The sequence below is a fragment of the Paenibacillus phytorum genome (assembly GCF_013141715.1).
Taxonomy (GTDB): Bacteria; Bacillota; Bacilli; order Paenibacillales; family NBRC-103111; genus Paenibacillus_E; species Paenibacillus_E phytorum.
The window spans coordinates 106,462-123,250 of record NZ_WHOA01000089.1 but is presented as its reverse complement, the minus strand read 5'-3'; the positions used below and the strand labels follow the sequence as shown (position 1 = coordinate 123,250).

Genomic DNA, 16,789 nt, shown 5'->3' with positions numbered 1-16,789 from the left:
TTCATAGTAGAATAAGATATTATTTCCTAAAGGAGTGGACCACAAATGGCCAAACAAGCAAAAATTAAACTAGCAGGTGGCGGCGAAGTTGTTATCGATCTTTTCGAAAACGATGCACCGAATACCGTTGCTAACTTTGAAAAATTAGCAAACTCCGGTTTCTACAACGGACTTGTTTTTCATCGTGTTATTCCAGGATTCGTAGCACAAGGTGGTTGTCCTACAGGAACAGGAACTGGTGGCCCTGGTTACCAAATCAACTGTGAAATCAACCCAAACAAACATGAGCGCGGCTCCTTAGCAATGGCTCATGCAGGCAGAAATACAGGTGGAAGCCAGTTCTATATTGCTTACCAACCGCAACCGCATTTGGATGGTGGGCACACTGTATTCGGTAAAGTATCCAAAGGTATGGAATTAGTCGACGCTTTCAAAGGCAAAGATTTGATGGAGAAAGTTGAAGTTGTAGAAGTATAATTTGGCATAATCGAAAAGAAACCTGTTGATTAATTTCAATAGGTTTCTTTTTCAATCTAATTCCGAGTGAATTCATAGAAAAAGTAAGAAATTAATGTGAAAAGGAAAAAAGCACTTGCTTTTTGTAAGTGTGAGTGATAAATTTTTCATTACCAAAGTAATTTTTAGCTAGTTCTTAGTTGTAAGTTACTTTTATATGTATGCAAAACCTTCGGGGCGTGGTGAAATTCCACACCGGCGGTGATTCGATAGCATGTACCCGTTACATGATGTCGATAAGTCCGTGACCCGTTTTGAAGCTAGCGGTACCTGACACACAGCTTCGCTACGGCTGATCCGGTGCAATTCCGGAACCGACAGTATAGTCTGGATGGGAGAAGGAAAACGCGAACATCTGATTTCGCTATGCATGCTTGTACATTTTTTCACGTAAACAAAAATTCGGCAGGTCTGTTTTTTGAAGCAGATACGTCGTTGTTGTTTGATTTGATCAAAAATGCGGCAAGTATGAATGGATGAAGCTTCTTCGTGTTATCTAGACAATCTCTGGCCCCTATCCGATACACGGAGGGGCCTTTTTGCATTCAAATTTTGGAATGGACCTGAAAGGCGGTGAACTTCGTGCATGTACTGAATGACGAAGCCTACATGAGGCTTGCTCTGCAAATGGCAGAAAGTGCTCTTGGTCAGACGGGAATTAATCCTGTAGTAGGGTGTGTTCTTGTTAAAAATGGACGCATCGTTGGCATGGGAGCGCACCTAAAGCGCGGACATGGCCATGCCGAGGTTCTCGCCTTGCAAATGGCAGGCGAGGAAGCTAAGGGCAGCACAGCTTATGTGACATTAGAGCCGTGCAGTCACTTTGGCAAGACGCCACCGTGCAGCGACCGACTCATTGAGGCCGGCGTGTCACGGGTTGTCGTCGCTGGAACTGATCCGAACCCGCAGGTTGCTGGGACAGGCATCGCAAAGCTGCGTGAGCATGGTCTCGACGTGACGGTTGGGCTGCTTGCAGAGGAGGCCGCGGCAATGAACGAGGCCTTCAACAAATACATCGTCACCCGCATGCCTTATGTGACGATGAAGACAGCGAGCACGCTTGACGGCCGCATTGCCTCGAAGACCGGCGACAGCAAGTGGATCACGTCGCCAGCGTCGCGTGCCTTTGTTCATACCCTGCGCCATCGGCACCAGGGTATCATGGTCGGCGTCAGCACGGTCATCGCCGACGACCCGCTGCTGAGCGCGCGCGGTGACGTACCGGCTGTGCAGCCGGTACGGATCGTCGCGGACTCGCTCTTGCGAGTCCCGCTGGGCGCCCGGGTGCTCACGGAGCAGGATCGTCAGCCGACGATCCTGCTCGCGAGCGCACAGGCGCCCCATTCACGGCGTGCCGCGCTGGAAGCGCGCGGCATCACGGTCCTCACCTGCGGGGACGGCCCGCAGGTGGACCTGACGCTCGCCATGCGGCAGCTCGGCGAGCGCGAGATCGGCTCCATCCTCCTAGAGGGTGGAGGGAAGCTCAACGGCGCTATGCTGGAGCAGCGCCTGATCGATAAGCTGGTGCTGATGTTTGCGCCGAAAATTATCGGCGGAGGCTCTGCAGCACCTGTAAACATCAACTTCGATGGCTTCGCGAAGATGGATGATGCGATTACGCTCGACCGACTCAAGGTCGAGCAGTTCGGACCGGATATTTGCATAACCGGCTACCCGAATTATAAGAGCTAACGAATGGAGGACTTGCATGTTTACCGGAATTATCGAAGAAATCGGCCACATGCGCCGCATTCATAGTCAAGGGCAAGCGATGGTATTGACCATCGCTGCCAAGAAAGTGCTTGAAGATGTCCACCTCGGTGACAGTATTTCTGTAAATGGCGTCTGTTTAACGGTCATAGCCTTTGATAACGACTCATTTTCCGTGGATGTTATGCCAGAAACATACCGTAAGACGAATCTTCGCAAACTACAAACAGGCACACGCGTGAATTTGGAGCGAGCGATGGCAGCGAATGGCCGGTTCGGCGGGCACATTGTTCAAGGGCATGTGGATGCAACCGCAACGATCCTTTCACGAATACCCGAAGAGAATGCCGTCGTTTACCGGTTCGAACCGGAGAACAAGCACATTTTCCGATATATCATTTCCGGGGGTTCCATCACAATTGACGGCATAAGCCTTACTGTTGTTGATGTCAATGATCATGAAGTGGCGGTTTCCATCATCCCGCATACCCTTGCTCAGACGGTTCTGCATGATAAAAAGGCCGGAGATACGGTCAACATAGAATGTGACGTACTAGGCAAATATATGGAGCGCCTGCTAAAGTTCGGTCCATCTGAATCTTCGGATGGAAACGGGAAAAAGAAAAGTACGCTAACTGCGAGCTTCCTTGCCGATAACGGTTTTATGTAGGAGCTTGAAGAATCTTTGCTAAAGCAAAACTCAAGTTTACGCTTACGAAGAAAGCTTTGCTAATGCAAAGCTCAGGCTTATGCTTACGAAGTCAGTTTTGCTAAAGCAAAGCTCTAAGGAGAGGTGAATATGACACAAATAATCTTCAATACCATAGAAGAAGCGCTGAATGATCTTAAACTAGGTAAAGTCATTATTGTTGTAGATGATGAGGATCGTGAAAACGAAGGCGACTTTATCGCACTTGCTGATAAAACTACGCCAGAGGTCATTAATTTCATGATCAGAGAGGGACGCGGACTCGTTTGTGCACCTATAACGGAAGAACGTGCACAAGAACTTGAGCTGCCTCCCATGGTCGCTCGGAATACGGATTATCACGGAACAGCGTTTACCGTTTCAGTTGACCATATGGATACAAGCACAGGGATATCTGCGCATGAGCGTTCAAGAACGATTATGGGCTTGATTGATCCCGCAACAAAACCGCAGGATTTCCGCAGACCTGGCCATATTTTTCCTCTGATTGCAAAGAAGGGCGGTGTCCTTCGCAGAGCGGGACATACGGAAGCGACGATAGATCTAGCAATCTTGTGTGGCTCTTACCCAGCAGGAGTCATTTGTGAAGTCATCAAGGAAGACGGGACGATGGCACGTGTACCGGACTTGATGGAAATTGCAGCGAAACACGACTTGCGCATTATCACGATTCAGGACTTAATACATTACCGGAATCAGCAGGAGAAATTAGTTGAACGTGAGGTTGAAATTAAACTTCCTACCGACTTCGGCGTTTTCAAGGCTATTGCTTATACGAACCTGCTTGATAACAAAGAACACGTAGCCCTTGTCAAAGGGACAATTGACCCTTCTAAACCAACGTTGGTACGCGTGCACTCCGAGTGCTTGACTGGGGATGTTTTCCATTCTCATCGCTGCGACTGCGGTCCACAACTGGATGCCGCATTAAAACAGATTGATGAAGAGGGCAATGGTGTATTATTATATATGCGACAGGAAGGTCGCGGAATCGGTTTAATCAATAAATTGAAGGCCTATGCCTTGCAAGAGCAGGGATTAGATACCGTAGAAGCGAATATTAAGCTAGGCTTTGCTCCTGATCTTCGGGATTATGGGATTGGGGCGCAAATTTTGAAAGATCTTGGCATCACGCAGCTTCGTCTTTTAACGAATAATCCACGCAAAATTAAAGGTCTTGAAGGATACGGCCTTGAAGTGGTTGAGCGGGTACCCATTCAAATGGACAGTAAAGCTGATAACCTTAATTATTTACAAACGAAGAAAAACAAGCTTGGCCATATGCTGAGTTTTCAAGACTCGGGCAGCGGTATTTAAATCTAATTAAATCAAATAACTTGTTCAAATAGGAAAGGGAGAATCTCACCATGGCTAACATTTTTGAAGGACATTTAATTTCGCAAAACTTGAAATATGGTATCGTTGTAGGTCGTTTCAATGAATTTATTACATCCAAATTGTTGGGTGGCGCACAGGACGCTCTGAAACGTCATGGCGTAAATGAAGATGAAGTTGATATCGCTTGGGTACCAGGAGCATTTGAACTTCCGCTAATCGCTCAAAAAATGGCTGAAAGCGGAAAGTACGATGCTGTTATCACACTAGGTGCGGTAATTCGAGGATCAACTCCGCATTTTGATTATGTGTGCAGCGAAGTAGCGAAAGGCGTTTCTGCTATAAACCTGAAAACAGGCGTTCCTACGATTTTTGGTGTTTTAACAACAGATTCCATTGAGCAAGCGGTAGAACGTGCGGGTACCAAAGCTGGAAATAAAGGCTGGGAAGCTGCTGTAACAGCGATTGAAATGGCGAATTTGACGAAGCAATTCACTTCGTAATGCTTTCTTATTATCATCTGGAAACACTGCTGCCCAGGTTGTTCGCTTTTCTGATCGCAATGACGCTGCACGACGCAGCTCATGCGGGGGTAGCTTGGCTGCTCGGAGATCGGACAGCTCGAGAAAGCAAACGGTTATCGCTAAACCCCTTGGCACATTTAGATGCCTTGGGGCTAGCTATGATCATTTTCGGGCCCTATGGTTGGTCGAAGAAATTACCGGTAGATGAATTACGATTTAAGAAAAGACCGAGGCTATCCCACACACTTGTTTATTTAGCGGGTCCTTTTACGAATTTGCTGCTCGTTTTGTTCTTCTGGTGGCTTTATTTCTTTCTTCCGGCTTTGGTAGGTGGAGGGACTGAGTCCATTACCGTAGAACAGTGGCGAGTCTATTTGCAGTACTGCGTCATCGTCAATTTAATGATTTGTCTTATACATATGCTGCCCCTTTATCCGCTCGACGGATGGCATATTTTGAAAGGACTTTTTCCTTACAAAAAGCAGGGATGGTTTACACGAAATCAACGTTATGCACTTATTCTAGTTATTGTTTTACTGATTACACCGGTTGGTCAATGGGCGCTCGGACATATTTATCCGTTTGCCGCGCAGTTTGTGATGAATCTATTTTCACTATGACAAGGGGGAGAACAAAATGAAAGTAACCTATAAGCTAGAAGCATTTGAAGGCCCCCTTGATCTATTGCTTCATCTTATCGATAAAAATGAACTTGACATTTATAATATTCCGATCAAAGAAATCACAGACCAGTACTTGGGTTATGTGCAAGCTATGCATGAATTGGAGCTGGATATTACGAGTGAATTTCTTGTGATGGCAGCAACACTTCTCTCTATCAAGAGCAAAATGCTATTGCCTAAGCCGCCTGTTATTGAATTTGATGAATATTTTGATGATATGGACGACTCTCTAGATCCTCGCGCTGAGCTTGTTGCGAAGCTGATTGAATACCGGAAGTACAAATCGATTGCCGATATGCTTAGGGATAAAGAAGTAGAACGTAGTCTGGTTTATACACGTGAACCTGAGGATTTAACGTCTTACCTGCCTGATATTCACGAGAATCCTGTTGAGGGGCTTGATGTCGCAGACCTCTTATTTGCCTTTCAGCGAACGTTAAGAAAGCTGGCTAACCGCAATGTGGTTACAAGAATACGTAGAGATGAAATTTCCGTTAAAGAACGCATCCGTGAGGTAATTGACTTACTTAAGTTCAAAGGCGGCAAGCTGCTTTTCTCAAAGCTATTCGACTACGAAATGACACGTGAAGAAATAGTTGTGACTTTCTTAGCGATTCTCGAATTAATGAAAATGAAAAAAGTGGTTTGTTATCAGTACAAGCTATTTGAAGACATCGTCATCCAAGCCAAAGAGGAGGATTCTGACATTGACACTCAATTTTCAACAGATGAAATCAATTATTGAAGGACTGCTCTTTGCCTCTGGCGACGAAGGATTGGATGCCAAGCAATTAGCTGAAGTCATGGAGCTTGATCTTTATTTGGTTCGTGATCTACTCAAAGATATGAGAACGGAGTTCAAACGAAAGGGTCGTGGCGTTCAGATTGTGGAAGTAGCTGGAGCATATCAATTAACAACCTTAGCTGAGCATGCGCCCTATTTTGAACGTCTTGCTTATTCGCCATCGCGATCGTCCCTATCGCAAGCCGCGTTAGAGACGTTGTCCATTGTTGCGTATAAACAACCAATTACAAGAGTCGAAATTGAGGAGATCCGCGGCGTAAAATGCGATCGAGCCTTAGCGACCTTAACCGGCAAAGACTTGATAACAGAAGTCGGACGCGCCGATGCGGTAGGTAGACCGATATTGTACGGAACCTCCAAGCAATTTCTAGAATATTTCGGGCTTAGCTCGATTACGGAGCTCCCAGATTCGGCAAGCTTCCAAGGGAATTTCGATCTGGAAGAAGAGACACGTCTATTATTTGACCGATTAGGCGGAGATCAGAAGCAGATTACACTTGAAGATGTAAGTGATGAAACTGAATGAGTACCCGCACATGCATTTCATTTCCTTTTTAAGGTCATACTAACTCCACCTACGAGAAGACTTTTTCTTGCAGGTGGATTTTTTGTTAGGCGGAGAGACTTTGAGCTACGCTCAAAGATCCCTATATTAGGAGGGATTCTAAGTTGTTGTGGCTGGGGATTGTATGTCTTTTTATCATTTTTGTGATCATTGTTTTCCTATTCAGTTTCATTCGTGGCGAATTCAACTTCTCCAGAGTGAAGGACAATGATACGCTATCAGTGGAAATGCGGGCGTTATTCGGGCTTATACGCTATCGTTACGTTATTCCAATCATACAATTCAAAGGCTTTACGAAGGGGATTTTGATTAAATCGGAAATTGTAACCAAAGCCAGTTCCAAACTTAAAGATGAAACCAAGGATCATATCACGAAAGAAAAAATACTCTACGTTTACAATCAAGCAAAGGAAGCACTTGTACATACATTAAACCTTTATGATTGGACGAAGCAGACATTAGCGAAAGTAGAGTGTACCGATTTGAAATGGATAACTCGCGTAGGCGTAGGTGATGCTCCTGAAACAGCGATTACAACAGGGGCAATATGGGGAATCAAATCTTCGCTGCTTGGCTTTTCCATTCGCTATGTGAACTTAACGGGGAAACCGCACATCGATGTTATTCCGCAATATAATGAAAAGCAATTTTCAACCGAATTTCGTTTTGCAGGACGTATCCGTATTTGGTTTGTAGTAGTTGCAGGAGTGCGTTTGATTAGCAGAGCGGCCAAAGTAAAAGGTGGTATTCGTACATGGATTCAAATCGTTTTGAAGACACTGAAGATAAGGTCGCGAGTTAAAACGGCTTCTTGAACTGTACATAACGATATTCCACTAAGGGCATTCTACAAATGAACCATTATTGCTTTTTGACGCTTGTGCTTTTGATGCCAGTTTATCTGGCTAAAAACTCTAAGGAGGAATACGATCATGTCCGAACACCCGATTCAAGGCCTCATGAAAGTCGCCATGGAAAATATTAAAGAAATGGTCGACGTTAACACGATTGTCGGTGATCCTGTTGAAACGCCGGACGGTAGTGTTATTATGCCGATATCCAAAGTTGGTTTCGGTTTTGCCGCAGGAGGCAGCGAATTCGTGACAGATTCCGAAATTGAAATCGAAGGCGGTTCTGCAGGTAGAAGCGATGCGCTGAATGCAAAGGTTGTTCTTCCTTTCGGTGGCGGTAGCGGCGGAGGGGTATCCATTACACCTATTGCTTTCCTCGTCGTAGGGAAAAATGGTGTGAAGGTTGTTCCACTGGACAACCAAACACATATTCTTGAACGCCTCATTGACTCCGCACCGCAAGTGGTTGACAGAATTCAAAGCATGATCAAAGGCTTAGGAGCCAAGACACCTGCCAGCACTGTAGGCACGAACGGAACAAATGTAACCAATATCGAGAATCAAAATTTCATTGTTTAGCTGATTGGCCTTCGTTAGAGCTGTCCTTTGTGGACAGCTTTTTTTATGTCTTATCCTCTTACAGTAGATAGCGGAGATAGATATAAACATGGGCTATTGCCAGAGACACAAGGGTTATAGGAGCCCCCACCTTCAGAAATTCCATATAACTGAAGCCTTTGCCCTCTTTGGCGGCGAGTCCGGCAACGATAACATTGGCGGAAGCGCCAATAATTGTGCCATTTCCTCCTAAACAAGCCCCTAGAGCAAGCGACCACCAAAGGATATTGATAGGCTCTGAATCAACGGCAAGTCCAAGCCCCACGGCCATGTCTTTAATTAAGGGGATCATCGTAGCAACGAATGGAATGTTGTCAATGGTCGCTGATGCAAGACCAGAACCCCAGAGAATCAATAATGAAGCGGTGGTGATGTCTCCTTCCGTTACATCTAGAGCTTTCATGGCTAGAGATTTAATTAATCCAACCTCTTGTAAACCTCCGACTAAGCTAAAAAGGCCAGCAAAGAAGAATATCGTTACCCACTCAATAGAATCAAAGGCTTTTTCGACATCGTGTTCCTTGAGACCGAAAAGCATGAGTAAAATTGCGCCAGTTATCGCGATAACTGCGGCATCAACATGAATAATGGCATGAAGCATAAATCCGATTATAGTCAGTGATAAAATTAGTAAAGATTTTTTCATTAGCAGCTTATCCTTGATATAATCGCGTTCATTCAGCTCTAAGAGTTTAGTTTGCAGAGCAGGATTAGGTCGCAGCTGCTTTCTATACATCATATACAACATGAAAAGAGCTACACCGAATATAAGGATCGTAATAGGTGCTAAATTGAGCAGAAAGGCATTAAAGGTTAAATGCGGGTTGGCAGATCCAATCATGATGTTGGGAGGATCTCCAATGAGTGTAGCTGTACCTCCTATATTGGAAGCAATGATTTCGGACATCAAGAAAGGGACGGGATTAATTTCCAGGATCCGAGTAATTGCAATGGTGACCGGGACGACCAATAAAACGGTTGTTACGTTATCCAAGAGGGCTGAGCCAATAGCAGTTAAAACGGACAGTACGAGTAATATTCGCATGGGATCCCCCTTCACAGCTTTCGCGGCACGGATGGCGACGAACTGAAATACACCCGTTTGATTCGTAATTCCTACGAGAATCATCATGCCAATAAGAAGAGTGATGGTCTCCCATTCAATATACTGTTGAAACACTTTGTGAACATCTAGAATACCGGCAAAAACCATGATCACAGCACCGAGTAAGGCGATGACCGCTCGATTAACTTTCTCAGAAATAATAAGCGCATAAGTCACTACAAAAATAAGTAAGGCAACCCAAGTTAGCATGTTTTCCTCCTCGCAGTAAGCTTTTGCTTGACTGACTTTGTAAGTAATAATTATTATGTCCAAATTCAAGGAGAACCCCAAAAAACGCAAAAAGAAGCCTGCAGTGGCAGGCTCCTCCGGTGATCTCCGTATTAAATTAGTTCTCATTATACCGACTGATTTCTGTTTTGTAAATAAGAAGACTTGGACATATCCCCATTCCATAAGCATATACTTGTACAAAGTTTTGTCAAATCAAAAAGGTACAAGTTCTTTTGTGTAGGGGGAAAACGATGAAGATAAGAGTCAGGTCTATCCTATTATGGAGTGCGATCATTAGTTTACTGTGGGCACCATTTGGACAAGTGGAGGCAGCACCGCCTGGTATCCATACGAATGCTGTGGGTGCTTCCCTTATTGATGTGGAGTCAGGCCGTATCCTCTATAGTGAAAAAGGGGACACGCCTATGCGAATAGCCAGCTTGACCAAAATTATGACCGCTATCATCGCGATAGAAGAAGGTAAATTGACGGATAAAGTCAAGGTTAGTAAAAATGCGTTTGGCAAAGAGGGTTCTTCCATTTATCTAAAGCTAGGGGAAGAAATGCGTCTTCACGACATGCTGTATGGTCTGATGATGCGCTCCGGAAATGATGCAGCAACCGCTATCGCTGAGCATATAGGAGGAAGTGTGGAAGGCTTCGTCTATTTGATGAATGAGAAGGCGAAGATGCTCGGTATGGATCATTCGCATTTCACGAATCCCTCGGGCCTCGATGATGGAGAAGGTCATCGCTCCAGTCCGAACGATATGGCTAAGCTGACGGCTTATGCCCTAAAAAATTCCGTATTTCAAGACATTGTTTCCACGAAAATCAAGAAAGTACCGAACCCGAATGAAGCTTGGGATTATTCATGGCTTAACAAGAATAAGATGTTGTCTCTCTTTGAAGGTGCCGACGGTGTGAAAACGGGTTATACGAAGCTTGCCAAGCGCTGTTTGGTCTCATCGGCCACCAGAGACGGCCAGCATCTCGCCGTTGTTACGCTCAATGATCCGGATGATTGGGGGGATCATGCTCGGTTACTTCAATATGGTTTTAAATATTATCCGTTACAAACGATTGCCAAGAAGGGTGATTTCGTGGAGGGCACTCCGTGGGTCGTGGGGAGGACATTCTCCTATCCATTAGCTGAAGGTGAAGCTGCTCAACTGACTCGGAAAGTAACACTAGTCGATCCTGCATCTATGGAATACCGGTTAGCTGAACGAGGGATGCTGCAATTTTCACTCAACCAGAAGTCCATTCAAACAGTACCCATCTATGATGCTACAAGTCCGTTAATGCAAACCACCAGTCAATCCACATTCTCCTTTAAAGAAGGCAATGCGTATCAAGAAACATGGCTTTCACACTACGGATACATATGCAGATTGTTAGTACAGAGCCTGTTTACAGTCTCGGAATCACAATGGGCGGATTAAACTCAGCTTATGCTTACGATGCCAGTTTTGCTGAAGCAAAACTCAAGGTTATGCTTACGATGCTAGTTTTGCTAAAGCAAAACTCTTAGGAGGCCATTCGATATGGTGAATTGGATTTGGCTATTTTTTATTGTCGTTGGGTTTGGCGTGGCTGCATTTAATGGGAATATAGAAACTGTCACACAAGCAGCTTTCGATGGTGCTAAGAGCGGAGTAACGGTCTGCTTTGGATTAATTAGTGTGCTGGTCTTTTGGATGGGAATGATGCGGATAGCCGAGGATGCTGGTCTTCTTAGCAAACTTGCGAGATTATTGCAGCCGGCGGTTCGATTTTTATTTCCTAGTGTTCCTAAGAATCACCCAGCCATCGGCTACATCATGTCCAACATGAGTGCCAATATCCTTGGTCTTGGGAACGCGGCTACACCTATGGGAATTAAGGCGATGCAGGAACTGCAAAAGTTGAATCCCGATAAAGATACGGCTAGCACGGCTATGTGTACACTTTTAGCGCTTAACACCTCAAGCATTACACTTATTCCTACGACGTTAATCGCCATACGGATGAATTACAATTCTTTAAATCCTGCGGAAATCGTCGGCACAACGCTCATTGCCACTATCATTTCGACGGCCGCGGCTATTTTTGTGGATCGATGGTATCGAAGGTCACGCTCCCCCATCCCTCCTTTGAAAGGATGATTTCGAATGTATGCCTTCGTTTCGCTCATCTCTGCATGGGCTATCCCTATCATGATCGTCTTCATTCCTTTATTCGCGGCCTACCGAAAGGTACCTGTTTACGAATCGTTTGTTGACGGAGCAAAAGAGGGCTTTGATACAGCTATCAAAATCATCCCCCATCTAGTCGGGATGATGGTAGCCATATCTGTCTTCCGTGCCTCCGGTGCGATGGATTTATTAATCGGCTGGATGCGACCATTCTTTGAAAGCATCGGCGTTCCAACTGAAGTGCTGCCATTGGCCATTCTGCGTCCGATTACTGGAGCGGGTTCGCTTGCTTTTACAACGGATCTTATCGAGCAGTTTGGTCCAGATTCCATGATTGGCCGCATCGCTTCGACGGTTCAAGGGAGTACGGATACGACTTTATATGTGATTACGGTATATTTTGGTGCTATCGGCATTCGGAAAGCTGGGTATGCGCTAAAAGTAGGACTTATTTCTGACTTTGTCGGCTTTGTAGCTTCTATCATCATCTGCTTTTTGGTATTCACATAGAATGATTATTTTATCGAGCTTTGCAACCCGTGACAATCACAATATGTCTTCGCTCTTGAGATTTACATGGAACTCCGTTATCATTAGCTTGAGGTGAAAGCGGATCATGGAAAGACTGCAAAAAGTATTAGCCGAAGCGGGGATCGCATCCCGTCGGAAATGTGAGGAAATTATCACAGCGGGGCGTGTTCAAGTGAATGGTGAAGTCGTCACCACGCTTGGCGTGAAAGTAAACACGGAAGAAGATGAAATTAGAGTTGATGGACGTGCTATTGGTCAACAAAAGAAGATCTATGTGATTTTGAATAAGCCCAAAGGTGTTATTACAAGTGCTACGGACCCAGAGGGACGTAAAGTAGTAACTGACTTCTTACCTGGGATTAGAGAACGCGTTTATCCGGTCGGACGACTGGATTATGATACGGAAGGGTTACTCCTTCTGACGAATGATGGTGAATTTGCTCATTTACTTACGCATCCTAAACATCACGTACCTAAAACCTATCAAGCCACTGTAAAAGGGGTACCGCACGGAACGTTATTAGACAAGCTAAAAATGGGTATACAGTTAGAGGATGGCATGACAGCTCCAGCTGAGGTTGAATATGCGGATGTGAATATGGAAAAGAATGAGTCCATCATTCAAATTACGATCTATGAGGGCAGGAATCGACAAGTCAGACGTATGTTCGAGGCAATCTCCTTTCCTGTGATCAAATTAAAACGAATTAAATTCGGTCCAATCTTTTTAACTGGCCTGCCAAGAGCCAAGTATCGTCACTTGACGCCAAAAGAGGTTGAGGAGCTTAGGAACGAAGCTCTCAAGACACATAACGTTCAAAAAGGCCAATAAGAATTGGCCTTCTTTTCGTTATAATATAAGGTATAAACCTATGTGAAAAAACTAACATTGTCAAAAAAAGCGAAGGTGATTATACGTGGGTCCAAATAAGAAATGGGTACAGATTGGGATTTTTGCGGTCGTGCTTATTATTGGCGTGTTTACCATTATTACGAATTTGTCAGCTTCTGACAGCAAGAAGTATCCCCAAACAGGCGACAAAGCGACGAATTTCTCCTTGGTCGGATTGGATGGTAAAACGCATGAATTATCGGATTATAAAGGAAAACCGGTTTTGATTAATTTCTGGGGAACTTTTTGTCCGCCGTGCAAAGAAGAAATGCCTGCTCTCCAAAAGCAATATGATAAATGGAGCAAAGAAGGCGTGGTTTTCTTAGAGGTCAACGTTGATAAGAATAAAGTAACAGTTCAAAGCTTCATGGATCAGTATAAGTTGAATATGCCAGTGCTCCTGGATGCCAAAGAAGTCGTACGTAAGCAGTATGGCGTCATGGATTATCCGACAACCTTCTTTATTGGAGCAGACGGCAAAGTGAGCGTCAAAAAAATCGGCCAGATGACTGAAACTTTTATCGATGAATCGATCGCGAAGTTAGTTAACAAATCTTAAAATGAACGAATGCTTAAAGTTTTCAGGAGGTCATCATGTTCTACAACACCAAATGCGATTGCGGGCATCAGAATCCCACAGGTACTACGCTTTGTGAATCTTGTGGTAATCCGCTGATTGACACGGAGGGCAGAGATATACTGGAAATGCGATACGACGGTATGGCCCGTCGCTCTCAGAAATCCAACCCTTCTTTGCTGGATAAAGTCTGGAATTTCTTTTCCTCGGTTAAAATAGCGGTATGGATCATTATTTGGACGGTCGTTGCCTCTGCCGTAGGTACTATTTTTCCTCAAGAAAATACGTTCTTAGATATGGATCCTGCCGAGTATTATTCTCAAAACTATGGTACACTGGGGACCATTTATCACTTTCTGGGCTTCTCCCACACGTTTAGTTCATGGTGGTTCATCACGCTGCTATTCATGATAGGAACATCTCTAGTTATTTGTAGTTTGGATCGGGTATTGCCACTATATCGCGCGCTATCTAAGCAGCAAATTCGCAAGCACTTGAATTTTCTCACGAGGCAGAAAGTGACGCTCGTTGCCGAACTGCCGACGGGTACGGATGAGGAAGCATGGACATATAAGCTTGGTGCGCTTTTGCGTAAAAAAAATTACCGCGTACATACAGATGGAACCGCGCTTCTAGCTGAGAAATACCGTTTTAGCCGCTGGGGCCCCTATATCAATCATATTGGTCTCATTATTTTTCTGATCGGTGTGTTAATGAGAAGCATTCCAGGCTGGCATATGGATGAGTACATGGGTATTCTGGAAGGGGAAACCAAGCAAATCCCTCACACTTCCTATTTCATCAAAAATGAAAAGTTCACGTTGGAGCTGTACGACGAGAAAGATTTGCCAGAAAGTATTAAGGCTAAGGGACAAATTGTCCCGAAAACCTATGAAACTCAGGCAGTTTTGTATCATTGTTCTGCGAATTGTGATGATTCATCCAAAGAACCGGTACTTACCGAAGTGCACAAACAGAACATTATCGTGAATCATCCACTTGATTACAAAGGCCTTCAAGCTTATCAATTCGATTATAAATCTACACCAATGCTCATCTCCGTGAAGCCTACACTTAGCAATCCTGCAACAGGTGAGTCATATGGAAGCTTTGATTTGCCGATGAATAATCCTAAGGATGAATATCAAGTAGGTCCTTACAAGCTGACACTGAAAGGGTATTTCCCCGAGTTTGGTCTTGAAAAGGGACAGCCCATCAGCAAGTCGAATGAGCCCAAAGCACCTGCATTTATATTTAGCATCACAGGTCCCGATCTAGCAGCAAACGGTGTACCTTACCTGTACTTCCCAAGACAAATAGATAAAGAAACGTTCTCACAAGATACAATTAACGGCCCAATAAGCCAAAAGCTGAAGCTTTCTGTCGGCTCCATGGAAGGTGTTCAATTTGCCAATTATACAACCTATCTGAATATTCGCGTAGACAAGGCTATGCCGTATATTTGGGTAGGATCTGCGATATTCATGATTGGTGTGATTATGGGCTTCTATTGGCAGCATCGCCGCATCTGGATTCGAATTGATAGCGGGAAGCTAACTTTAGGCGGTCATACGAATAAGAACTGGTTTGGACTTCGGAATGAAGTAGCAGCAGCACTCAAGAAGAACAATATGGAAGTTTCACCGAAATCATTAGATATTGGAGGGGACCAGGGGTGAATGTTAACTCACTGAGCAGCACCTTTTTACTTATAGCTTTTTTCGTTTACCTCGCTGCATTTTTATTGTTTGTCCTCTCTATAACCGGTAGGAAATGGAGTAACCGGGACCCAGAACAACATACGAAGCGATGGGGCTTTGTTGCTTTCATTGCTTCATTAGTTGGATTCGCGTGTCACGTGACTTTCTTTTTTACCAGATGGGCGGAAGGTAATCATATCCCGACATCGAATATGTACGAATTCATGACCTTTCTTGGTATGATGATCATGTTTGCCTTCTTGATCGTGTATCTCATTTATCGCACACCTGTCCTTGGTGTATTCGCATTACCCATAGGCTTTATCATCATTGCTTATGCTTCTGTTTTCCCGAGTGAAGTACAACCCTTAATTCCGGCGTTGCAAAGTTACTGGCTCAAAATCCATGTAACAACCGCAGCTACAGGAGAAGCTTTCTTCGGAGTTGGCTTTGCCGGCGGACTGATGTATCTGCTTCGAGCAGTCGATTACAAAGGCACATCCAAAGTGGATAAGCGTGAACAAAGAGGCGTGGAACTTACGATCTTTTTCATTCTGATGTTAATCGCCTTCATTGCTTCCATCTTTACATTTAATGGTTCTGGCTATAAAGCCGTTTTCTCCAAAGAAGTCATCACGATCAATGCACAAAGCCAACAAGAAACGAGCATTCATAACGAAACTTATGTATTGCCTCCAATTGTTAAGCCTTATGATACGAAGCTTGTAGAAATGAAGCCATTCTTGGGTATGACAGAGCCTTTATTCACTGCTCCTTCTTGGATGGAGGGTGCAAGTGCAGGGCGTAAGTTGAATACGGTCATTTGGTCGATACTTGGAGGTCTTCTGCTCTATGGACTCGCACGTGTTGTTGCACGAAAGCCATTAGGAGCAGCGATTGGACCCATCGTCAAAGGGATGGACCCGGAAGACCTGGATGAAATCAGCTATCGTGCTATTGCGATCGGCTATCCGATTTTCACATTAGGCGCATTGATATTTGCGATGATCTGGGCTCAAGAAGCATGGGGCCGTTTCTGGGGTTGGGATCCCAAAGAAGTTTGGGCCTTAATTACTTGGTTGTTCTATGCGGTGTTTTTACATCTTCGTCTCTCGAAGGGCTGGCAAGGTAAGAAATCAGCTTGGTTGACTGTTATTGGATTTATTGTTGTTATGTTTACGTTAGTTGGTGTGAACCTTGTCATAGCAGGTCTTCACTCCTATGCAGGTGTATAAATCATTCGAACTTAATTAGATAAGG

At 44.6% G+C, this 16,789-nt stretch carries 18 protein-coding genes and 1 riboswitch; of the genes, 17 read left to right on the top strand and 1 reads right to left on the bottom strand.

Going from position 1 to position 16,789, the window contains the following annotated elements; translation table 11 throughout:
- Positions 1-45 precede the first annotated feature (45 nt).
- The 10 genes from GC098_RS12250 (at position 46) to ytfJ (ending at position 8,277) form a co-directional block, all read left to right on the top strand.
- Complete coding sequence (locus GC098_RS12250) at positions 46-477, top strand: peptidylprolyl isomerase (protein WP_171643430.1); 432 nt, start codon at positions 46-48, stop codon at positions 475-477.
- Between the two features lie 203 nt (positions 478-680).
- Positions 681-863, top strand: a riboswitch (FMN riboswitch).
- Between the two features lie 235 nt (positions 864-1,098).
- Positions 1,099-2,208, top strand: a complete 1,110-nt coding sequence (ribD, locus tag GC098_RS12245; RefSeq protein ID WP_312880079.1) for a bifunctional diaminohydroxyphosphoribosylaminopyrimidine deaminase/5-amino-6-(5-phosphoribosylamino)uracil reductase RibD — start codon at positions 1,099-1,101, stop codon at positions 2,206-2,208.
- 16 nt (positions 2,209-2,224) lie between these two features.
- Complete coding sequence (gene ribE, locus GC098_RS12240; RefSeq protein ID WP_171643429.1) at positions 2,225-2,896, top strand: riboflavin synthase; 672 nt, start codon at positions 2,225-2,227, stop codon at positions 2,894-2,896.
- Between the two features lie 129 nt (positions 2,897-3,025).
- The gene (locus GC098_RS12235; RefSeq protein ID WP_216625247.1) at positions 3,026-4,252 is read left to right on the top strand and encodes a bifunctional 3,4-dihydroxy-2-butanone-4-phosphate synthase/GTP cyclohydrolase II; all 1,227 of its coding nucleotides are present in this window, start codon (positions 3,026-3,028) and stop codon (positions 4,250-4,252) included.
- A 50-nt stretch (positions 4,253-4,302) separates the two neighbouring features.
- Positions 4,303-4,773 carry a 6,7-dimethyl-8-ribityllumazine synthase gene (gene ribH, locus GC098_RS12230; protein ID WP_029192962.1) on the top strand — a complete coding sequence of 157 codons (471 nt, stop codon included), beginning with the start codon at positions 4,303-4,305 and terminating at the stop codon, positions 4,771-4,773.
- Entirely contained in the window at positions 4,773-5,414 is a 642-nt protein-coding gene (locus GC098_RS12225) for a site-2 protease family protein (protein WP_171643428.1), read from the top strand. Before ribH ends, GC098_RS12225 begins: the two co-directional genes overlap by 1 nt.
- A gap of 16 nt (positions 5,415-5,430) precedes the next feature.
- Positions 5,431-6,222 carry a segregation and condensation protein A gene (locus tag GC098_RS12220; protein WP_171643427.1) on the top strand — a complete coding sequence of 264 codons (792 nt, stop codon included), beginning with the start codon at positions 5,431-5,433 and terminating at the stop codon, positions 6,220-6,222.
- The gene (gene scpB / locus GC098_RS12215; protein ID WP_171643426.1) at positions 6,206-6,808 is read left to right on the top strand and encodes an SMC-Scp complex subunit ScpB; all 603 of its coding nucleotides are present in this window, start codon (positions 6,206-6,208) and stop codon (positions 6,806-6,808) included. Before GC098_RS12220 ends, scpB begins: the two co-directional genes overlap by 17 nt.
- 143 nt (positions 6,809-6,951) lie before the next feature.
- On the top strand, positions 6,952-7,662 hold the full coding sequence (locus GC098_RS12210) for a DUF2953 domain-containing protein (RefSeq protein ID WP_171643425.1): 711 nt from the start codon (positions 6,952-6,954) through the stop codon (positions 7,660-7,662).
- A gap of 117 nt (positions 7,663-7,779) precedes the next feature.
- Positions 7,780-8,277: a GerW family sporulation protein gene (gene ytfJ / locus GC098_RS12205; RefSeq protein ID WP_171643424.1), complete on the top strand. Its 498-nt coding sequence runs from the start codon at positions 7,780-7,782 to the stop codon at positions 8,275-8,277.
- Between the two features lie 58 nt (positions 8,278-8,335).
- On the opposite strand, the gene GC098_RS12200 is transcribed toward ytfJ, so the two are convergent.
- The gene (locus GC098_RS12200) at positions 8,336-9,679 is read right to left on the bottom strand and encodes an ArsB/NhaD family transporter (RefSeq protein ID WP_376773864.1); all 1,344 of its coding nucleotides are present in this window, start codon (positions 9,677-9,679) and stop codon (positions 8,336-8,338) included.
- A gap of 224 nt (positions 9,680-9,903) precedes the next feature.
- Between GC098_RS12200 and GC098_RS12195 the strand changes: the two genes are divergently transcribed.
- From GC098_RS12195 to ccsA, 7 genes are all read left to right on the top strand, one after another.
- Entirely contained in the window at positions 9,904-11,097 is a 1,194-nt protein-coding gene (locus GC098_RS12195; RefSeq protein ID WP_171643422.1) for a D-alanyl-D-alanine carboxypeptidase family protein, read from the top strand.
- Between the two features lie 102 nt (positions 11,098-11,199).
- On the top strand, positions 11,200-11,799 hold the full coding sequence (locus GC098_RS12190; protein ID WP_171643421.1) for a nucleoside recognition domain-containing protein: 600 nt from the start codon (positions 11,200-11,202) through the stop codon (positions 11,797-11,799).
- Positions 11,800-11,805: 6 nt separating this feature from the next.
- Positions 11,806-12,339, top strand: coding sequence for a spore maturation protein (locus GC098_RS12185; protein ID WP_171643420.1), 534 nt, complete (start codon positions 11,806-11,808; stop codon positions 12,337-12,339).
- Between the two features lie 106 nt (positions 12,340-12,445).
- Complete coding sequence (locus tag GC098_RS12180) at positions 12,446-13,192, top strand: pseudouridine synthase (RefSeq protein WP_171643419.1); 747 nt, start codon at positions 12,446-12,448, stop codon at positions 13,190-13,192.
- An 85-nt stretch (positions 13,193-13,277) separates the two neighbouring features.
- Positions 13,278-13,811, top strand: coding sequence for a redoxin domain-containing protein (locus tag GC098_RS12175; protein ID WP_171643418.1), 534 nt, complete (start codon positions 13,278-13,280; stop codon positions 13,809-13,811).
- 35 nt (positions 13,812-13,846) lie between these two features.
- Positions 13,847-15,508 carry a cytochrome c biogenesis protein ResB gene (gene resB / locus GC098_RS12170; RefSeq protein WP_171643417.1) on the top strand — a complete coding sequence of 554 codons (1,662 nt, stop codon included), beginning with the start codon at positions 13,847-13,849 and terminating at the stop codon, positions 15,506-15,508.
- Positions 15,505-16,764, top strand: a complete 1,260-nt coding sequence (gene ccsA / locus GC098_RS12165; RefSeq protein WP_312880077.1) for a cytochrome c biogenesis protein CcsA — start codon at positions 15,505-15,507, stop codon at positions 16,762-16,764. The genes resB and ccsA overlap by 4 nt, the downstream gene beginning before the upstream one ends.
- Positions 16,765-16,789 lie beyond the last annotated feature (25 nt).

Excerpts from the sequence above, each read along its gene's own strand:
- ribE (WP_171643429.1), top strand. The coding sequence starts at position 2,225 with ATGTTTACCGGAATTATCGAAGAAATCGGCCACATGCGCCGCATTCAT.
- GC098_RS12195 (WP_171643422.1), top strand. The coding sequence starts at position 9,904 with ATGAAGATAAGAGTCAGGTCTATCCTATTATGGAGTGCGATCATTAGT.
- GC098_RS12250 (WP_171643430.1), top strand. The coding sequence starts at position 46 with ATGGCCAAACAAGCAAAAATTAAACTAGCAGGTGGCGGCGAAGTTGTT.
- GC098_RS12220 (WP_171643427.1), top strand. The coding sequence starts at position 5,431 with ATGAAAGTAACCTATAAGCTAGAAGCATTTGAAGGCCCCCTTGATCTA.
- resB (WP_171643417.1), top strand. The coding sequence starts at position 13,847 with ATGTTCTACAACACCAAATGCGATTGCGGGCATCAGAATCCCACAGGT.
- GC098_RS12225 (WP_171643428.1), top strand. The coding sequence starts at position 4,773 with ATGCTTTCTTATTATCATCTGGAAACACTGCTGCCCAGGTTGTTCGCT.
- GC098_RS12190 (WP_171643421.1), top strand. The coding sequence starts at position 11,200 with ATGGTGAATTGGATTTGGCTATTTTTTATTGTCGTTGGGTTTGGCGTG.
- GC098_RS12185 (WP_171643420.1), top strand. The coding sequence starts at position 11,806 with ATGTATGCCTTCGTTTCGCTCATCTCTGCATGGGCTATCCCTATCATG.
- ytfJ (WP_171643424.1), top strand. The coding sequence starts at position 7,780 with ATGTCCGAACACCCGATTCAAGGCCTCATGAAAGTCGCCATGGAAAAT.
- GC098_RS12180 (WP_171643419.1), top strand. The coding sequence starts at position 12,446 with ATGGAAAGACTGCAAAAAGTATTAGCCGAAGCGGGGATCGCATCCCGT.
- ribH (WP_029192962.1), top strand. The coding sequence starts at position 4,303 with ATGGCTAACATTTTTGAAGGACATTTAATTTCGCAAAACTTGAAATAT.
- GC098_RS12235 (WP_216625247.1), top strand. The coding sequence starts at position 3,026 with ATGACACAAATAATCTTCAATACCATAGAAGAAGCGCTGAATGATCTT.
- scpB (WP_171643426.1), top strand. The coding sequence starts at position 6,206 with ATGAAATCAATTATTGAAGGACTGCTCTTTGCCTCTGGCGACGAAGGA.